This is a genomic window from Actinoplanes sp. CA-051413 (assembly GCF_050955795.1).
Classification (GTDB): Bacteria; Actinomycetota; Actinomycetes; order Mycobacteriales; family Micromonosporaceae; genus Actinoplanes.
Genome location: NZ_CP192100.1, coordinates 2,548,027 through 2,565,864, shown reverse-complemented (window position 1 = coordinate 2,565,864; position 17,838 = coordinate 2,548,027). Strand labels below are relative to the sequence as shown.

The 17,838-nt window shown below is 71.6% G+C and carries 16 protein-coding genes; 9 read left to right on the top strand and 7 right to left on the bottom strand.

Annotation, left to right across the window (positions count from 1 at the left end):
* Nucleotides 1-116: 116 nt before the first annotated feature.
* The 5 genes from ACQP2Y_RS12255 to ACQP2Y_RS12235 all read left to right on the top strand — a co-directional run bounded on the left by ACQP2Y_RS12255 (nt 117) and on the right by ACQP2Y_RS12235 (nt 8,128).
* A complete protein-coding gene (locus ACQP2Y_RS12255; RefSeq protein WP_433727387.1) occupies nt 117-2,690 on the top strand; it encodes a fibronectin type III domain-containing protein in 2,574 nt (857 codons plus the stop codon).
* A 9-nt stretch (nt 2,691-2,699) separates the two neighbouring features.
* Complete coding sequence (locus tag ACQP2Y_RS12250) at nt 2,700-3,686, top strand: AAA family ATPase (RefSeq protein ID WP_360813541.1); 987 nt, start codon at nt 2,700-2,702, stop codon at nt 3,684-3,686.
* A gap of 76 nt (nt 3,687-3,762) precedes the next feature.
* Nucleotides 3,763-4,908, top strand: coding sequence for a DUF58 domain-containing protein (locus tag ACQP2Y_RS12245; RefSeq protein ID WP_433731912.1), 1,146 nt, complete (start codon nt 3,763-3,765; stop codon nt 4,906-4,908).
* A gap of 76 nt (nt 4,909-4,984) precedes the next feature.
* On the top strand, nt 4,985-7,666 hold the full coding sequence (locus ACQP2Y_RS12240) for a DUF3488 and transglutaminase-like domain-containing protein (protein ID WP_433727385.1): 2,682 nt from the start codon (nt 4,985-4,987) through the stop codon (nt 7,664-7,666).
* Nucleotides 7,667-7,726: 60 nt separating this feature from the next.
* Nucleotides 7,727-8,128 (top strand): YkvA family protein, encoded by a 402-nt coding sequence (locus tag ACQP2Y_RS12235; protein WP_433731910.1) that lies wholly within the window; start codon nt 7,727-7,729, stop codon nt 8,126-8,128.
* A 53-nt stretch (nt 8,129-8,181) separates the two neighbouring features.
* Here the strand turns inward: ACQP2Y_RS12235 and ACQP2Y_RS12230 are convergent, their stop codons facing one another.
* A complete protein-coding gene (locus ACQP2Y_RS12230) occupies nt 8,182-8,847 on the bottom strand; it encodes a VOC family protein (protein ID WP_433727383.1) in 666 nt (221 codons plus the stop codon).
* 242 nt (nt 8,848-9,089) lie between these two features.
* Between ACQP2Y_RS12230 and ACQP2Y_RS12225 the strand changes: the two genes are divergently transcribed.
* Nucleotides 9,090-10,232: an MFS transporter gene (locus ACQP2Y_RS12225; RefSeq protein WP_433727381.1), complete on the top strand. Its 1,143-nt coding sequence runs from the start codon at nt 9,090-9,092 to the stop codon at nt 10,230-10,232.
* A 10-nt stretch (nt 10,233-10,242) separates the two neighbouring features.
* Here ACQP2Y_RS12225 and ACQP2Y_RS12220 read toward each other — a convergent pair whose 3' ends face one another.
* The 6 genes from ACQP2Y_RS12220 to ACQP2Y_RS12195 all read right to left on the bottom strand — a co-directional run bounded on the left by ACQP2Y_RS12220 (nt 10,243) and on the right by ACQP2Y_RS12195 (nt 14,938).
* Nucleotides 10,243-11,085 (bottom strand): hypothetical protein, encoded by an 843-nt coding sequence (locus tag ACQP2Y_RS12220; RefSeq protein WP_433727379.1) that lies wholly within the window; start codon nt 11,083-11,085, stop codon nt 10,243-10,245.
* Nucleotides 11,039-11,242: a hypothetical protein gene (locus ACQP2Y_RS12215; RefSeq protein ID WP_433727377.1), complete on the bottom strand. Its 204-nt coding sequence runs from the start codon at nt 11,240-11,242 to the stop codon at nt 11,039-11,041. Before ACQP2Y_RS12215 ends, ACQP2Y_RS12220 begins: the two co-directional genes overlap by 47 nt.
* A 285-nt stretch (nt 11,243-11,527) precedes the next feature.
* Nucleotides 11,528-12,715, bottom strand: coding sequence for an ABC transporter permease (locus ACQP2Y_RS12210; RefSeq protein WP_433727375.1), 1,188 nt, complete (start codon nt 12,713-12,715; stop codon nt 11,528-11,530).
* Entirely contained in the window at nt 12,712-13,368 is a 657-nt protein-coding gene (locus ACQP2Y_RS12205) for an ABC transporter ATP-binding protein (protein ID WP_433727373.1), read from the bottom strand. The genes ACQP2Y_RS12210 and ACQP2Y_RS12205 overlap by 4 nt, the downstream gene beginning before the upstream one ends.
* The gene (locus ACQP2Y_RS12200; protein WP_433727371.1) at nt 13,365-14,399 is read right to left on the bottom strand and encodes a peptidoglycan-binding protein; all 1,035 of its coding nucleotides are present in this window, start codon (nt 14,397-14,399) and stop codon (nt 13,365-13,367) included. Before ACQP2Y_RS12200 ends, ACQP2Y_RS12205 begins: the two co-directional genes overlap by 4 nt.
* A complete protein-coding gene (locus tag ACQP2Y_RS12195; protein ID WP_433727369.1) occupies nt 14,396-14,938 on the bottom strand; it encodes a hypothetical protein in 543 nt (180 codons plus the stop codon). Before ACQP2Y_RS12195 ends, ACQP2Y_RS12200 begins: the two co-directional genes overlap by 4 nt.
* Before the next feature lie 106 nt (nt 14,939-15,044).
* Between ACQP2Y_RS12195 and ACQP2Y_RS12190 the strand changes: the two genes are divergently transcribed.
* From ACQP2Y_RS12190 to ACQP2Y_RS12180, 3 genes are read left to right on the top strand one after another with little or no spacing between them, the layout of a single operon-like run.
* A complete protein-coding gene (locus ACQP2Y_RS12190; RefSeq protein WP_433727367.1) occupies nt 15,045-15,701 on the top strand; it encodes a response regulator transcription factor in 657 nt (218 codons plus the stop codon).
* Nucleotides 15,698-16,882, top strand: coding sequence for a sensor histidine kinase (locus tag ACQP2Y_RS12185; protein WP_433727365.1), 1,185 nt, complete (start codon nt 15,698-15,700; stop codon nt 16,880-16,882). The genes ACQP2Y_RS12190 and ACQP2Y_RS12185 overlap by 4 nt, the downstream gene beginning before the upstream one ends.
* Before the next feature lie 9 nt (nt 16,883-16,891).
* Nucleotides 16,892-17,830, top strand: a complete 939-nt coding sequence (locus ACQP2Y_RS12180; protein ID WP_433727363.1) for a hypothetical protein — start codon at nt 16,892-16,894, stop codon at nt 17,828-17,830.
* Nucleotides 17,831-17,838: the final 8 nt, after the last annotated feature.

Below are 17,838 nucleotides of genomic sequence, written 5' to 3'. Positions count from 1 at the left end.
CTGCGTCCTGAACGGGCGCCGCCGGCAAACGGGGAGGTAGGCAGGCTGTGGCCAGTGCAGATGTCGTGATCGGCCAGCGTAAGCGCCGGTGGCGCAGTCGTGGTGGGCTCGTCACCATGGGCACTGTCCTGAGCCTTGTCGCCGGCCTGGGACTCACCGTCCTCGGCCTGGGCGCCGCCGATCAGGCCGTCGCCAGCTACGACGCCGCCTCCTGGGTGTGGAGCAAGACCAAGAGCGAGGCCGCCCGGATCAACGGCGTCACCGCCCGGGTCGACACCCGCGTCAACGTGCCCCAGGCTCGCGGCCACCAGGTCCAGATCTCGCAGAACGACCGCTTCGTCCTGCTGCGCGACATGCAGACCGGCGTCATCAGCTCGATGGATCTCACCTCCTTGCAGACCTTCGTCGGGCCCGCCATGACCGCCGGCATCGGCGTCAGCGTCGCCCTGCACGAGGACTCCGCGTTCGTCATCGACGCCGTCCAGGGCGAGGTGCGCCAGCTCGACCCGCGCTCGCTCACCCCCATCGGCGAGTCCCTTCGCTACCCGCCCGGCATCACCGGCGGCGTCTTCGACGGCGAGGGCCGGCTGTGGATCGCCGTGCCCAGCGAGGGCACTGTGTCCGCCATCACCGCCGCTCCCCTGCCCGACGGCGATGCCACCGGCGGTGCGGCCGGGCAGGCCGGCCCGGTGCAGATCCGCACTGAGACTGTGGCCACGCCCAGCCACGACCTGGCCCTGTCCACCCTGGAGACCGGCGTCGCGGTCCTAGACCGCACCACCAACAAGCTCACCACCTTCCGCGGTGACACCACCGCCGAGCACGTCCTGCCGCTCAGCGGTCCGGGCACGCTGCCCGAGCACACCGACGGCCTGGTCGTGCCGGTCACCGTCCCCGACGCCCGCCACGTGTACGCGGTGCCGTCGACCGGTGGCGTCGCCGACTTCGTGGTGCCCGGTGACGGCGGTGAACTGCAGCCGGCCGTCGCCTGGGAGGGCTTCTTCTACGTCGCCGACGAGTCCACCGGCACCGTGCACGTGTTCGACACCGCCGGCCGCGAGCAGAAGAGCATCGCCTTCAAGCAGGCCGGCGGCCCCCTCGAACTCGAGGTGCGCGAGAACTACCTGTTCATCAACGCCCCCGGCTCCTCCACCGCGCGCGTCGTCGACAACGCCCACCAGGTCCGCGTCGTCGACAAGTACGCCGACGACGTCCTCGGTGGCGACCCGCCGCCCACCCCGCCGGACCCGCCGCCGCCCCCGCAGAAGCCGAAGAAGCCCCCGGTCGCCAAGCCGGGCGCGCCGCGCAACGTGCGCGCCGCGGCTGGCAACGCCGAGGCCCGCGTCTCCTGGCAGGCCGCGCCGGCCAACGGTGCCGAGATCACCAAGTACGTCGTCGAGGGCGCCGACAAGACCTTCCAGGTCGGTGCCAACCAGCGCTCGCTCAACGTCACCGGCCTGACCAACGGCGAGACGTACCGGTTCGCCGTGCACGCGGTGAACAAGAAGGGCGACGGCCCGGCCCGCACCAGCAACCCGGTGCGCCCGACCTCCGAGGTCCCCGACGCGCCCACGGCCGCGACGGCCGAGGCGAAACCCGACGGCACGGTCGCGGTCAGCTGGCCGGCCGCCAACGGCCAGGGCCTGGAGATCGAGCGGTACGCGGTGACCGCCGTCAGCGACGGCACCTCCGCCCCGCTCGGCGAGGTCAAGGGCGAGACGTCCATGACCATCAAGGACGGCGAGCTGGAGTACGGCAAGCAGTACGCGTTCACGGTCGTCGCGATCAACGAGCGGGGTGCCGGCTCCAAGGCGTCACCGATCAGCAACAGTGTCGTGCCGTTCGCCAAGCCGAACCGGCCGGAGAACATCGACGCGGCCACCGTCAGCGACAAGGCCGGCACCATCCAGGTCACCTGGACCGCACCCGCCGAGAACGGCCGCCCGATCACCAAGTACGTGGTCGCCGCCGGCGGGAAGACCACCGAGGTCACCGACGGCACCGGCGTGACGCTCAACGGCTTCGGCACCGGTGAGAACGTCTCGGTCGAGGTGCGCGCGGTCAACGAGGCCGGCGAGAGCGAGTCGGCGACCGCCACCGCGAAGACGCTGCCCAAGCCTGTGGTCACGATCACCGGCTCGTCCGCGACGTTCAACACGGCCACCGTCACGTTCAGCGTGAACGCCGGCGGGGCGCAGGCGACCTGCACAGTCAAGTCGTCCAACGGCGGCGGGTCCGCCTCCGGCGGGTGCTCGAGCCTCAAGGTCACCGGCCTGAAGCCGAGCACCAGCTACACGCTCACGGTGACCGCCAAGACCGCCGCCGGCACCAGCGACGCCCGCACCCGCAACCAGGCGACCGACGCACTGTTCGGCACCGCCACCTGTAAGAACGGCGAGAACGGCGACACCGCGGACTACTGCGACAAGGACCGCGAAGGTCGCAACGGCAACGAGATCTTCAGCGTCACCCGGCAGGACAACGACAAGCAGGTCGGCTGGGCCAAGCCCGGCAGGCGGCTGGAGGCGTACTGCAAGAAGAAGGGCAGCAACATCGACTCCTACATCTACAACGGCCACAAGGAGTCGGACTGGTGGGTCCAGGTCAACTACGAGGGTAAGAACTACATCCCGTTCGCCTGGCTCAACCTCGACGGCGGCGACAACATCAACGACCTGCCCACCTGCTGAGGAACCACAGTGAGCAACGAACCCCTGCCGCCCCAGCACATCCAGGGCTTCGCCGCCGTCGCGGCGCAGCTCGCCGACCGCATCGGCACGGTGGTGCTGGGCAAGCCCGAGGTCGTCCGGCTCGCACTCACGGCGTTCTTCGCCCAGGGGCACGTGCTGCTCGAGGACGTCCCCGGCGTCGGCAAGACCACGCTGGCCCGGGCGATCGCCGCGGCCGTACGCGGTCAGTGGCGGCGCATCCAGTTCACGCCTGACCTGCTGCCCTCCGACGTCTCCGGCGTCACGATCTTCAACCAGGCCAGCCGCGGGTTCGAGTTCCACCCGGGCCCGGTGTTCGCCAACATCGTCATCGCCGACGAGATCAACCGGGCCTCGCCGAAGACCCAGTCGGCGCTGCTGGAGGTCATGGAGGAGCGCCGGGTCACCGTTGACGGCGTGCCGCACCCGGTGCCGCAGCCGTTCCTGGTGGTGGCCACTCAGAACCCGGTCGAGATGGACGGGACCTACCGGTTGCCGGAGGCTCAGCTCGACCGGTTCCTGGTCAAGCTGTCAGTCGGGTATCCCGCTGAGGACGTCGAGGTTGAGGTGCTGCGCGGGGCCGCGATGCGCTCCCCGGATGCGCTGGAGCCGGTCACCGACACGGCCACCGTCGGGGAGATGGTGCGGATGGCGTTGCGGGTGCATATTGCTGATCCGCTTTACACGTACGCGGTGCGTCTGGCCGCCGCGACCCGTGATCACCCGCAGGTTCGGGTCGGGGTAAGTCCGCGTGGGGTCATCGCGCTGACCCGGGCTGCGTCGGCTTACGCGCTGATCAACGGGCGGGGGTATGTGCTGCCGGAGGACTTCAAGGCGTTGATCGGGTCGGTGTTCGCGCATCGGGTGCTGTTGTCGCCGGATGCTCAGTTGCGCGGGGTTACGGCGGTTGAGGTGCTGGAGGACGCGGTGCGGTCGGTGCCGGTGCCGCTGCCGGACAATCAGCGCGTGGGTGCATGAGCGTCTGCACTGAGCGCAAGTCATGTCGGCGTCGCGGTAGAGCCCGCCGGTGCGCGGCGGTAGCGGCGGCGTCGGCGTGAGGCGGCTTGGCGGTGTTACCGCGCGTGGGGCCGGCGTTCTTGTTGCTGCGCTGACGTTGCTTGTTGCTGGGTTCAGGTTCGGGTATCCGGACCTGGCGCTGCTGGGCACCGCTGCTGCTGTCGCGGTGGTGTGCGGGATTGTCTTCGCTGTGTGGCGACCGGGGCTGGGAGTCGAGCGGGTTGCCAGCCCGGACCGGGTGGCTCGTGGGGAGCCGGCCACCATGACGTTGACCGTGCACAACACCAGCAAGCTGCGGGCCGCGAACCTGGTGGCCGCGGATCGGTGTGGTTCGGCGAGTGTGCCCGTTCCCCTGCTGCGGTTGCGGCCCGGGCGGGACACCACCGTGCAGTATCCCGTTCCTACGCAGCGGCGGGGTGTGGTGCCGGTTGGTCCGTTGCGGGTCACGCGGACCGATCCGCTCGGGCTCATGACGTTGTCGCGGACCTATGGCGGGGTCACCAGCGTGTGGGTGCATCCGCGGATTCATCTGCTGCGGGCTGTTCCGGCCGGGATGGCGCGCAGTTTGGACGGGCGGATCGACAAGGTGCCGCAGGGCAGCATCACGTTCGATTCGTTGCGGGAGTACGTCATCGGCGACGAGCTGCGGCGGGTGCACTGGCGGAGTTCGGCCAAGGTCGGTGAGCTCATGGTTCGTGAGCAGCTCGATACCAGTGAGCCGACGATCATTGTGCTGCTTGACGATCGGGCCGAGGCGCATCCGGACGTTCGTGATGGGACTGCTGCCTCGTTCGAGTCCTGCTGCGAGGCTGCGGCTTCGATTGTGGCGGCTGCGGTGCGGGAGGATCTTCCGGTTGCGTTGCATCTGGTATCGGGGATCGCCGAGGGGCCGTTCCTGGATGTGCTCACCGAGGCCGAGCTGCGGGCGGGTGATCTCAGCCAGACCTTGCGCATTCTGCGGCAGAACCGGCTGGGGGACACGCTGGTCTATCTGACCGGGCCGGGTGGGCGGGCCGATCTGGGTGCGGTGACCGCGTTGCGGGGCGCTTATCCCGTCGTCATCGCTGGGCTGTTCGGTGATCGGGACGCTGCGCCGGTGTCAGCCGGTGGTGGGCTCATCGTCATCGAGGCCGAGGACGGGGTCCAGTTCGCCGGCGCCTGGGACGGAGTGCGGGGATGGTGACGCCGGTGGAGGATGCCGCTGCGCGACACGCGATGAGGCCGCGAGGGGCCGCGAACTCCTCGGGCGGGGTGCTCCGATGGTGAGGTTGTTGCGGGCTGCGGTCGTACCCGTGGCTTTGGTGGTTTTGATCGGGCTTTCCGGGGTGGTGCTCGGGCGGATCTATGCCGACGCGTTGCTGGTGCAGCTCGTCGCGGGCGCGGCGTTCGGCTCCGTCGGGGTCAGTGTGGCGGCGCGGCGGCTGCCGTCGTGGACGATCGCGCCGATGTCGGTGCTGTTGCTGGCCGGGTACACGCTCGGGGCGTTGCGGGTGGCCGCGAACCGGGCCGAGATGACCGGGGCACTCGGCGGCATTGTCACCGATGCGCTGGTCAACGGGATTCCGCGGCTGCTCACCGCCATGATTCCGGTGGAGTCGACGCCGGACACCGTGGTCGTGCCGGTGGTGGCGGCGTGGCTGGCCGGGCTGGCCGGTGCCGAGGTGGCGGTGCGGTCCGGGCGGGTGCTGCTCGGGTGTGTGCCGGCGGCTGCGCTCTACGGGGGCGCGCTTTATGTCGTCGGGCCCAATGCGGGGACGGCCGGGTGGCCGACGGTGCTGTTCGCCGGGTTGGTCGCCGTCGCGCTGGCGGTCAGTGCTCGGCCGGCGAGCGGGCCGGCGCTGTCCGACGTACCGGCGAAGACCCGCGCGGCCGTGCGCGGCCGGGCGCTGGCCGGGGCGGCCGCCGGGCTGGTTGTTCTTCTCGGGCTGATCGTCGTGGTCGGGCCGTGGGTCGGCGGCCGGGTCTCCGCGACCCCGGTCGACCCCCGGCGGTACGTCGAACCGCCGCAGGTGGACAGCCTGGACGAGAGTCCGTTGAACCGGATCTCCGGCTGGGCGCTGACCCCGAAACAGAAGCTGCTCGAAGTCACCCCGGACGCTGCCGGCAAGGGGCGGACGCGGTTGCGGCTCGCGGTGCTGCCCGACTACGACGGGGTGACGTGGCGGGTCGGCGCGACCTACCGCAACGCCGGGCGGGTGCTGCCGGCCGCGGCCGCGCTGCCCGACGTGCCGTCGCGGCAGGTCACGCAGGACATCACGGTGGATGAGCTGACCGGGCGGCTCCTGCCGGTGGTCCCGACGCCGACCGGCGTGGACGGGGTACGCGTCGCGTACGACCCGGCGAGCGGCACGTTGATCAGCCCGGAGGGACTGAAGCCGGGGCTGCGGTACACGGTGACGTCGCAAGCTCAGGAACCTGATTTCAACCTGCTCCCCGCGGCGGACTCTCCCACCGGTGATGCGGTGGCGCGTTTCCTGACCGTCGGTGCGGGAGTGCCCGATTCGATCACGCGGCTGGCTGAGCAGCTGTCCGACGGCAACGCCGGATCGTTCGACCGGGCGGCGGCCATCGAGGAGTTCGTGGCCGAGCACTACCGCAAGGTCGCGGACTCGCCGAGCGGGCATGCGTACCCGAATCTGCAGTTCTTCCTGTTCGGGCCGCGGAACCAGGGCGGGCAGCGCGGTACGTCGGAGCAGTTCGCGGCGTCATTCGCGTTGCTGGCGCGGCTGACCGGGTTGCCGGCGCGGGTGGTGGTCGGCTTCGACGTGCCCGAGGGCGGGGGCACGGTCACCGGTGGTGATGCTATTGCTTGGCCGGAAGTGTTGTTCGACGAGCTGGGGTGGGTGGCGTTTGATCCGTCGCCCAAGAGTGATCAGCCGCGGCCGGTTGAGGAGGACTTCACGCCCAAGCCGTCGCCGCCGCCTACTTCTGAGCCGCCGCCGGCTTCCGAGGCGCCGAGTGCTTCGGCGCCGCCGGTGGTTGCTCAGGGGCCGGTGGCTGGGAGCGGTGGAGCGTCCGGGGTGCTGGTGGCTACCGGGGCTTCGGGGTCGGTGCTGCTGGTGTTGATCGCGGCGGCGGTGGCTGTGGTGGTGATGCGGCGGGGGTTGCGGCAGCGGCGGCTCGGGGTGGGGGCGCCGGCTGAGCGGATTACTGGGGCTTGGTTGGAGTTCACGGACGCTTTGCGGTTGGCGGGGAGGCCGGTTCCTGGGCATCTCGCGGCTACTGAGGCGGCGGCTTTTGCGGCGTTGCCGCCGGTGCCGCGGCAGCGGAAGGCGAGGCGGTTTGGCCGGTCGCGCGCCGCATCGGATCCGGAAGGTTCGAAGTCCGGCGGACCGGGTGCGGGCGGACTGGGTCCGGGCGGTTCTGGTTCGGGAGGCTCAAAGCCGGGTGGTTCAGGCGGGTCGGGCACGGGTCTGAGCGATTCTAGCGTGGACTCGGACGGATCAGGTGCGGATGCGCGCACGTCACGCACGGGCCGGGGCGGATCGGATGTAGGCCTGAGCGGGTTGGGCCTGAGCGGGTCGGCTCGGCGGGACGCCGTCGCCGGTCGAGACGGGAGCGAAGCGGGGCAGGTCGGCGTGACCGACGGGCCGGGGCCGGGTAACGGCGTCGGCGCTGGGTCCGCGTCGGAGACAGGGGGCGCTGTCGCGGTGGATGCCGCGTCTGTCGGGTGGCGGCCGGAGGATGCGCCGGATGGTGGCGGGCTCGGTGCTGTGCGGGCGGCTGCGCCGCCTGCGGGTTATGAAATGCCGCCGTTGGATGAGCTGGTGGGCGCCGTCAACACGGTGGGGTTCGCGCCCGGGGCGGCTGATGGGGAGCAGGCTGAGCGGGCGGGGCAGCAGGCTGTCGCGTATGCCGAGGCGCTGCGGGCCAAGAGGTCCTGGTGGCGGCGGCTCTGGTGGAGCCTGCACCCTGGTCCGCTGCGCTGGCACCGCGACTGACGCGGCGGGACTGGGGTTCGGGGACGGCTGCGGCGCCGTAGGGTTCGGTGGGTGACGAGCTTGCGGGACTGGCTTATCGGGCTTGGTGTCGCTGCGGCCTGTCTTGTGTTCAGCTGGGCGTTGCTGCTGGTCCTTGCTCGGCGGCTGCCGCCGGGGATTCTGCGGGATCTGGCTGCGTTCATTCCGGACTGTGTCACCACTGTGCGGCGGTTGCGCAAGGATCCTCGGGTGCCGCGGCGGGCTCGGATCGCCATCGTCATTGCCGGGATCTGGGTTGCCAGTCCGATCGATCTGATTCCCGAGTTCATTCCGGTGATCGGGCCGCTGGATGACATCGTCGTGGTGGCGCTGGCCTTGCGGTACGCGGGGCGGCAGGTGCCCCGGGAGGTGCTGATGGCCGCCTGGCCCGGCGAACCGCGGCTGCTGGAACGGCTGCTCGGCCCGCGCCGCGACGAAGGTTGACCAGCTGCCAGCTCTGGGATGTCAGTGTGGCCGACGCGAGTAAACGCTGCGGGTCAGTGCTCCCTGAGGTGGAACTCGTTGCCGTCCGGATCGGTCAGGACACCGTTATCCAGGCGAGTGGCGCCAAGGGAGATCAGGTCGTCGGGTGCTGCGGCGGTGAGTTCGAAGCGTTGCCTGTTCGGTTCGGTTTTTGGCGGCACGGGTGGGCCGGCCCAGGCGATCTTGGTGCCGCCTTGTGGGGACTGGATCGCCGTTTCCTCGTTCTGGTCCCACACCAGCGGCCAGCCCAGCGCCTTGCTCCAGAACACGCCCACCTCGCGGCTGCCCTCGCAGGTGAGCTCGCCGAGCGGGCCGCATCCCTCCAGGTAGGCGTTGCCGGGCTCGATCACGCAGAACGGGTAGCCCGCGGGGTCGGCCAGGACGACGTGGTCCTCCTCCGGCTTCTGCCCGACGTCGAGGTGGCGGCCGCCGAGCTTCAGCGCCGTCGCCACCGTGTGCTGCTGCTCTTCGAGGTCGGCGCTGGTCAGGTGCAGGTGCATGCGGCTCGCTCCGAGCAGGCCCGGGCGGCCCGGGACGAAACGGAGGCCGAGCTGGGCGTCCTCGCCCGGCAGCAGCAGACCGCCGGAGTCCTGGATGACCTCGCGGCGCAACAGACCAGCCCAGAACTGGGCCGTCCGGGCCGGGTCGGGCGCTTCCATGGTCACGGCGAGCAGGTGCATCACCAGACCCTAGACAGCGGCGCGACGCGCCAACAACGGGTAATTCACGTCACCTGGTGAGGCACCGGCGGTGCGGTCGGCGGTCGGGTCGGGGAGGCTGCCCGCTGGGAGGTCTGACTGTCATGTGTGCCGCCTGCGGAGTACCCGCGCACGCGCCGGCGGCTGCCGTCGTACCCCGGAAGTTTGCTGCTCTTCGGAACAAGGACTGTCGTCCTTATCTTTTCGGGGCGGCGCTCGCGATGATGGCCGACAACATCGAGCACGTCATCACGTACTGGGTGCTCTGGGAGAAGTTCCACTCCCCCGCCCTGGCCGGCTTCCAGGTCATCAGCCATTGGCTGCCTTTTCTGTTCTTCTCCGTGTACTTCGGCGGGCTGGCCGACCGGTTCGACTGCCGCAAGGTGATCCAGGTCGCGCAGACGCTGTTCGCGCTGGTCTCGGTGGCCTGGGGTGTGCTGTTCCTGACCGATTCGCTGCAGGTGTGGTCGGCGTGTGTGCTGCTGGTGCTGCACGGGCTGGCCGGGTCGTTGTGGGGCCCGGCCGAGCAGCTGATGCTGCACGATTTCGTCGGCGATGACGAGGTGCCCAGCGCCGTACGGCTCAATGCCACCTTCAAGAGCCTCGGTGTGCTGTTCGGGCCGGTCATCGGGTCGGCGTTGCTGCTCGGGCTCGGGCCGACGGCCGGGATCTTCGTCAATGTGGCGTTCTATCTGCCGCTGACGCTATTCCTCTTCCGGACGAAGTTCACCGGGCACACCCGCGACGATCGGGCACCGCGCCGGCGGATGGGGATCGTCGATTCGGTGCGGGTGCTGCGGGAGGTCAGCGCCAACCGGACGCTGGTCAGCATGATCATTCTGGGTGGGCTGGGGTCGTTCTTCGTCGGGGCCTCGATGCAGTCGTCGATGCCGATCTTCGCGCAGGATCTGGGGGCGGGGAGCGCCGGGACGGCGTACGGGATCCTGCTTTTTGCCAATGGTGCCGGTGGGGTGATCGGCGGCATTCTGCTCGAGGCCACCGGGCGGCTGCGGCCGACCGTGGCCGCGGCCGTTTTCAGTACGGGCGTCTACGGGCTGAGCACCGTGCTGTTCGCCGTCTCGACCAGCTATCCACTGTCGGTGTTGTTGCTGGTCGTGGGCGGGGTGGCCAACCTGGCGTCGATGTCGATCGGGCAGACCCTGGTGCAGCTGCTCGCCCCGTCCGCCGACCGCGGGCGGGTCATCGGGGTCTACGGGATGTCGGCCAACGGGCTGCGGTTCGGCAGCGGGGTCACGGTCGGGCTGTTCGGCGCGGTTGTCGGGATCCACTGGTCGCTGGGGCTCAGCGCCGCCGCCCTCTGCGTGGGGACGGTGCTGGCGGGCATCTCGGCACGCCGAGCCCCATAACCGTGCCTGCTCAGGCGGCGAGCAGCCGGCCGACCTCCCCGGCGCGGTCGCCCAGAGCGGTGCGCAGCGAGGCCGCGATCTCCTCGTCCGAGCGCTTCGGATCGGCCAGCGCGCCGATCACCGCGTCCGCGACGGCTTCGTCCTCCATCCCGGCCACCACCAGCTCTCCCACCGCCTGCGGGTCCTGCCCGGCGGCCTGCTGCAGCAACTGCAGCATGTCGGTGAACACCACCTCGTGCGCGCTGCGCCCGGTGCGGCCCACATTCTGCTGCCACGGCGCCACCCGCAGGGCGGCGCGCTGCGGGTTCTCGCGGGCGTTCGGGCTCATCCGGGCGGTCCACCACGCGTCCATGCGGGCGTTGAAGTCGGACTGGGAGATCGTGGCCATGTCGTCGTCCTCGGCTTCCAGTAGGCCCCAGGGCCGGGTGTCGCGCTCCTGGGCGGTCGTGTAGCGGGCGGAGAAGTGCGCGTGCTGGGTGTGGGCGTTGGCCCCGGTGTAGGTGCGGGTCGTCCACCCCCACGACCGGGACCAGATCCGGCGGTTGTAGATCACGTTCTGCAGGCGGTTGTCGCGGCCCTCGCGGTGCCGCATGACGATGATCTCCACCGCCTTCTGCATGCTCCAGCCGGCCTTGCGCAGGTCCTTGTCCACATCGATGGCGTGGACCTCGTTGATCGAGTCGGCGTCCTCGTACGGGGTGCTGCCCGTCTCGTCCGGGTTGTGATCCGACGAGCTCTGCGAGTGCGCAGTGTCGCCGATGGACCCGTCGCTCGACTTGTCCCGGCCGGGTGACAGCGTGTTGAACTCAGTTCTGAGGGTCACCAGGCACGGCACCAGGATCCAGCTCGCCATCGGACGCCTCCTCCCACGGGTCGGGGACGGCCTCACCCGCGTACTGCTCGCCAGGGCCTGGATCGTGCAGGTCGGCGTACTTGTCGCCGGCTTCGATCTGCTCCGGGGACAACTGCGGCTCCTGCGGGGCCTGTCTCTCCGGGGACGGCTCGGTCATCGCGTCTCGCTCCTGTTTCGGGGGATCGGTCCGGGGGTGGACCGCATGGGGCTCGGATGCGAGCCGCGTGAGTACCCCGGCCGGCGATGACCATCCCGGTTCAATCCGGAATTACCGGGATGTGCGATTCCCCGGGCGCGACGGTACGCCTGGTAGCCGGGCCGGTCCCGCAGGTCACCGCGCTGTTGCTCATTGAAAGGCAGCCGCCACGCAGAGTCCATCACCGGACCGGGCGACCCGAGCCGCTCGGAGCAGGTACCGCCGCATCGGCAGCGGGTGGCCGGGTCAGTGCGACAGAGCCTGGCTCGGCGGCAGCCGCGCCGCGCGGGCCGCCGGATACAGACCGGCCACCATCCCGACCAGCATCGTCGCCGCGACACCACCGGCGAGGGCCCACCCCGGCACGACCGGCGACCACGATCGGTACCCGGCATAGCCCGCGGTGACCGCAGCACCGATCAGCACACCCGCGACACCACCGAGCGTGGCCAGCAGCAGCGACTCGCACAGGAACTGCAGCCGGATCTGCCCGCGGGTCGCCCCCAGCGCCCGGCGCAGGCCGATCTCCGCCCGCCGCTCCAGCACCGAGATGACCATGGTGTTCGCCACCCCCACCCCGCCGACGATCAGGGCCACCGCGCCCAGGCCCAGCAGCAGGCCGTTGAGGGCGCTGTCGGCCGCCCGGGCCGCCGCGAGCGCGTCGGAGGGCCGCGACACTTTCACCTCGTTCGGGGCCTCGGGGTTGGCCGTCGCCGCCAGCACCTGGCGGACCTGCTCCACCGACTCCTCCGCCGCGCGGGTGTAGACCGTGGTCGGTGAGCCGTCGAAGGCGAGCAACTTCTGGGCGGCTGCCCAGCCGACCAGGGCGCCCGAGTCCAGTTCGGGGGCCAGCGGCACCGGCTCCAGGACGCCGACCACGCTGAACCACTGCCCGCCCAGCCACACCCGCGGGCCGGGCGCTTCGATGCCGAGGCGCCGGGCGGCCGCCGCGCCGAGCACGACGGCCGGGCCGTCGACGGCGTCGCTGAGCCAGCGGCCCGCCGACAGCCGCGCGCCGACCGTGCCGAGCAGGTCCGGCCGGGCGGCGAGGACGGCGATGCTGCCGCTCTCCCCCACCGGGATGTACTCGTTGCGGTAGACCTTCGCCGCCAGCCGGCCGGTGGCGGTGGCCGACTCGACCGGGGCGATGCGCCGGACCATCGCCGGTGACTCCGCGGGCAGCTTCGCGTCCTCGCCGGCCATCGTCTGCCCCGGCGCGACCGTCAGCAGGTTGGTGCCGAGCTGGTCCAGGGTGCGGTTCAGATCGGCGCGGCTGGACGCCGAGATACCGACCACGGCCAGCATCGCGGCGATGCCGATGGCGATCCCCAACGCGGACAGCACGATCCGCAGCGGCCGGGTTCGCAGGCCGGCCGCCCCGACCCGCAGCACGTCGCCGGGGGCCAGGCGGGCGGGACGCAAGCGGGCGGTCATGACGCTGCCAGCCGGCCGTCGCGCATGTGCAGGCATCTCGGCAGTCCCCCGGCGATCTCCCGGTCGTGGGTGATCAGCACGACAGTGGTGCCGGCGGCGTGCAGCGAGCGCAGCAGCTCCAGCACGCCCGCGCTGGCCACGGAGTCGAGGTTGCCGGTCGGCTCGTCGGCCAGCAGCACCGCCGGGTCACCGACGACTGCCCGGGCGATCGCCACGCGCTGGCGTTCGCCGCCGGAGAGTTCGTGCGGGCGGTGATGGGCCCGGTGCTCCAGGCCGACGCGTTGCAGGGTGCTCGCGGCCCGGCGGCGGCGCTCGCGGCGGCGTACGCCGGTGTAGAGCAGGCCGTCGGCGACGTTGTCGAGGGCGGACACGCCCGGCGCCAGGTGGAACTGCTGGAAGACGAAGCCGATCGTGCGGGCCCGCAACGCAGACAGGGCCCGGTCGGGCAGGCTCGCCACGTCGTGGCCGTCGATGCTCACGGTGCCGGTCGACGGGCGGTCGAGGGCGCCGAGCAGGTGCAGCATCGTGGACTTGCCGGAGCCGGACGGGCCGACGATGCCGACCAGTTCGCCGGCGTCCACGCGCATCGACACCGCGTTCAGGGCCGCGACGCCGCCGGGATAGGTCTTGCCGACCTCGCTCATCCGGATCATGCCGGCATCCCCACGGTCATGCCGTCGGCGAGCCCGTCCCCGCTGACCTCGGCGCGGCCGTCGGCGAACATGCCGACCCGGACCGGCAGGTAGCGGGTGGCGCCGCCCTCGACGACCTGCAGGCCGTACCCGCCCTCGGCCAGCGCGACCAGCGCCGCGACCGGCACGCTCAGCACGTTCCTGCGCTGCTCGCCGGTGTAGGTGACCTCGACCGGGGCCTCGCGCAGCCCGCCGCCGGCCTTCGGGTCGCGCAGCTTGATGGTGACCGGGACCGTCGGGTCCTTGCCCTGCTCGGCGGTTGCCTTGGCGCCGACGTGGGTCACCGTGCCGGGGGTCTTGCTGCCGTCGGGCAGGGTGACCGACACCTTGGCGCCGGGCCGGGCCCAGTCGGCGGCGTCGGCCTCGGCGTCGACCGTGACGACCGCGGCCGCGCCGGTGTAGGTGAGCACCTCGCCCGAGGCGGGATCACCGACGCGGACCTTGTGCTCGGCGACGCGGATCGTGCCGGTGGCCACGACCACCCACGCCGAGGTGACGGTGCCGGTGCGCGGCAGCGCGAGCTTCTTCTGCCAGGTGCGGACCGCGCGGGCGGTCGCGGCGCTGTACTCGTCGTCGACCGTGAAGCCGCCGTAGCCCAGGTCGCGCAGGTTGCGCTCGAACTGCAGGACGTCGGGGCCCTCCACGCCCGGCGACAACGGCCGGTAGAGCGGCAGGACGCCGGTGAGCAGCACGACCCGGCGGTTGTCGGCGCGCAGCACGGTGCCGCCGCTCTCGATCGTGCGGCCCTGCTTCGGCAGCCACGTCACGGAGCCGCCGGCCGCCGACTTCATCGGGACGGGCTCGCCGTAGCCGAGCTCGCCGTCGACGGTGACCGACTTGGCCAGCGTCTGACGCCGTACCGTGGTGGTGGCCGCCGGTCCCGCAGCCGCCGGCGGGGTGTCCGGCTCGTCGTCGAGGACGACCGCGGCCGCGCCCGTCGCGCCCAGGGTGGCCACCGCCGCGATCACGACCAGCGCGGTGCGGCGGGTCACCGGCGCACCTCGATGCCCGGCATCACTCCCGTGCCGAACTGCGGGCACTTGTCGCCGATCTTCGACAGCTTCTCCAGGTCGGCGTTCTTGTCCGTATCCATCTTGAAGCCGCCGGTCTCCGGGTCCGGGTCCGGGAAGCTGGGCACGCCGTTCTCCCGCACGCACTTGGCGTAGTCGCGGGCCTTGGCCAGGTCCTCGGCGGTGGCTTTCGGCGGCTCGCCACCGTTGGGCAGGAACTCGCGGCACTTCTCCATCGCGGCATCCATCTTCTTGCCCGAGGCCGCGTCGCCGACGGCGGTGGCGGGCATCCCGACCATCCCGTCGGGGCCGGGGTCGGGCATGTCGATCCCCGCCGTGCGCATGCACTGGGCGAACTTGCGGCCCAGGGCCGCGTCGTCGGCCGGGGCCGACGCGCCCGCGCTCGGCTTGCCGCCGGCCGAGGCCACCTGCTGCTCCTTCTTGTCGGCGGCGCATCCGCTGAGCGCGGCCACGAGCAGCAGGGGTACGGCGATCAGCCGCATCCGGTATCGGTGTGTCATCACAGCTCCTTCTCGGGTCGGAGCCACGACACCAGAACGCCGGTTAATGGATCATTAGCGCCGGCGCTAACAGGGTTCTAACGGGTTGGCCAGGCACCATGTGCCGGTGCGGATACTGGTGGCAGAGGACGAGGTCGTGCTGGCCGACGCGATCGCGGAGGGTCTGCGGTTGCAGTCGCTGGCCGTGGACACCGCGTACGACGGGGATGCCGCGCTGCAACGGCTCGCGGTCAACAGCTACGACGTGCTCGTGCTGGACCGGGACCTGCCGGTGGTGCACGGCGACGACGTGTGCCGGGCGGTGGTCAGTTCCGGCTCGCCCGTACGGGTGCTGATGCTCACCGCCTCGGGCGGTCTGGCCGACCGGGTGGCCGGTCTGGGCCTGGGCGCCGACGACTACCTGCCCAAACCGTTCGCCTTCGTCGAGCTGATCGCCCGGGTCCGGGCCCTGGGCCGGCGGGCCCGCCCGGCGGCACCACCGGTGCTGGAACGCGCGGGCCTACGCCTGGACACCAACCGCCGCCAGGTCTACCGCGACGGCCACCACGTCGCCCTGTCCCGCAAGGAGTTCGCCGTGCTGGAGGAGCTGCTGCGCGCCGACGGGGCGGTGGTCAGCAGTGAGCAGCTGCTGGAGAAGGCCTGGGACGAGCACACCGACCCGTTCACCGGCGTGGTCCGGGTGACGATCCTGAACCTGCGCCGCAAACTCGGACCGCCGCAGGTGGTCACCACCGTGACCGGAGTGGGGTACCAGATCACGTGACGACCCACCGACTGACCGTCCGGGCCCGGCTGACCGCCCTCTACGGCGGGGTGTTCCTGCTGGCCGGGGCCGCGCTGCTGGCCATCACCTACCTGCTGCTCGCGCAGGCGCTGAACACCAGCTCCTTCAGCGAGAGCGCCGTGCTCGCCGTACCCGGGATGCGGGTCGCCGCCGCGCCTACCGCCCCCCTCGAGACCTACCCGCAGGGCCTCGCCGCGACCCAGGACGCGGAAAGTGTGGAGCTGGTGCGGCTGGCCGGGGAGCTGCAGACGCAGTTCCGCCGGCAGACGCTGACCTCGCTGCTGCAGCGCGGTGCCATCGCACTGGCCGGGGTGGCGATCATCGGCATCTGGCTCGGCTGGCTGATGGCCGGGCGGACCCTGCGCCCGCTGCAGCAGATCACCGCGACCGCCCGCCGGGTCGCCGACCGCAACCTGCACGAACGCATCGGCCTCAGCGGCCCCAAGGACGAACTGCGGCAGCTGGCCGACACCTTCGACGACATGCTGGCCCGCTTGGACGCGGCGTTCGGCTCGCAACGCCGCTTCGTCGCCAACGCCTCGCACGAGCTGCGCACCCCGCTGACCATCAACCGGACGCTGATCGAGGTCGCCATGAGCCGGCCCGGCGCGCCCGCCGAGACCCGCCGGCTCGGCGAGACCCTGCTCAGCGTCAACGCCCGCCACGAACGGCTCATCGAGGGCCTGCTGGTGCTGGCGGGCTCCGAACAGCACCTGACGACCCGCGAACCGGTCGACCTGGCCGCGGTCACCGAGCGGCTCGTGAGCGTGGCCCGGCCCGAGGCGGCGGCCGCCGGCATCACCCTGCACGCCGCGCTGGATCCGGCACCGGTGCACGGCGATCCGATCCTGCTGGAACGCCTGGTGCAGAACCTGCTGCGCAACGCGATGACCTACAACGTGGCCGACGGCGAGGTGCGCATCACCTGCGCCGGTCAGCGGCTCACCGTCACCAATCCGGGGCCGGTCATCGCCGCGTACGAGATCCCGGGCCTGTTCGAACCGTTCCGCCGGCTGACCGACCGGATCGGCTCGACCGAGGGCAGCGGCCTGGGCCTGTCCATCGTCCGGTCGATCGTGACCGCTCACGGCGGCACGATCACCGCCGAGCCGCGCCCCGGCGGCGGCCTCGCCATCACCGTCGAGCTGCCCGGCCGCTAGGTTGTGACGGTGTTCGCGTGCGCAGGCTGCGGTGCCGTGCTCACCGTGCCGGTGTCGCGGGTGGCGCTGCCGGTGCACGCCGAGCAGAAGTACGGCCACGACCTGCTGGGTCCGCTCATGGAGCCCGGCACGTATGCGATGAACCCCGAAGGCGGGGCTGTGGTCATCGCACCGGGTGACGTGCGCGGGACCGTTTTCATCCCGGGACGCAGCGAGGGCTACTGCTGCGGGTTCGACGGCCGGGACGGGCCCAACCTGGCCTGCGAGCGGTGCGGGCAGGAGGTGGCGACGCGGATCGACGACTGCTCGTACTGGCAGGCGGTGTGGCTGCACCCGCCGGCGGTGCACCGTCTCGCCGGTGACGACGACCCGCAGCCGGTGACCAGCTGGGAGGCGCTGCCCGCGCAGCGGCCGGTGCTGCCGCCGATCGACCCGGACGGCTGGTGGAACCCGATCTGGGCGGCCGCGGTCGCGGCCGCCCTGGCCCACCTGCTGGCGGAGTCCGACGGTACGCCGGTGACGGTGCCCGACGGCCCGGTCGCCGACGTCTTCCGCCGGTCGATCGAGATGCTGCTGCCGCCGGGAACGCCGGCCATGTCCCTGGCAGTGGCCGGACCGGGGCTGCCCGTCGTCTCCGCCGACCTCGTCCTCGTGCCTCAGCACCCGCAGAACGGCGAGCACTGGCCGGCGCCCCCGGCCGTCCCGCTGGCCTATGACGTGTGGCGCTACCTGGCCTTCCACCGCGAGCGCCGGCCGGTGCCCGGGGCCGGCGCGATGCCCGACGAGGCCCGGCGCGACGACCCGCCGCCGCGGCAGCCGGCCGGACCGTTCCGGCCCGACTGGGGCGTCTTCGTGGCCACCCTGGCGCGCCTGCCCGAGATCCGCCGGCCGTGGCTGGGCGAGCTCCATGACCGGGTGCGCAGCCGCCCCTACCTGGACCCGTTCTAGCTAGAGTC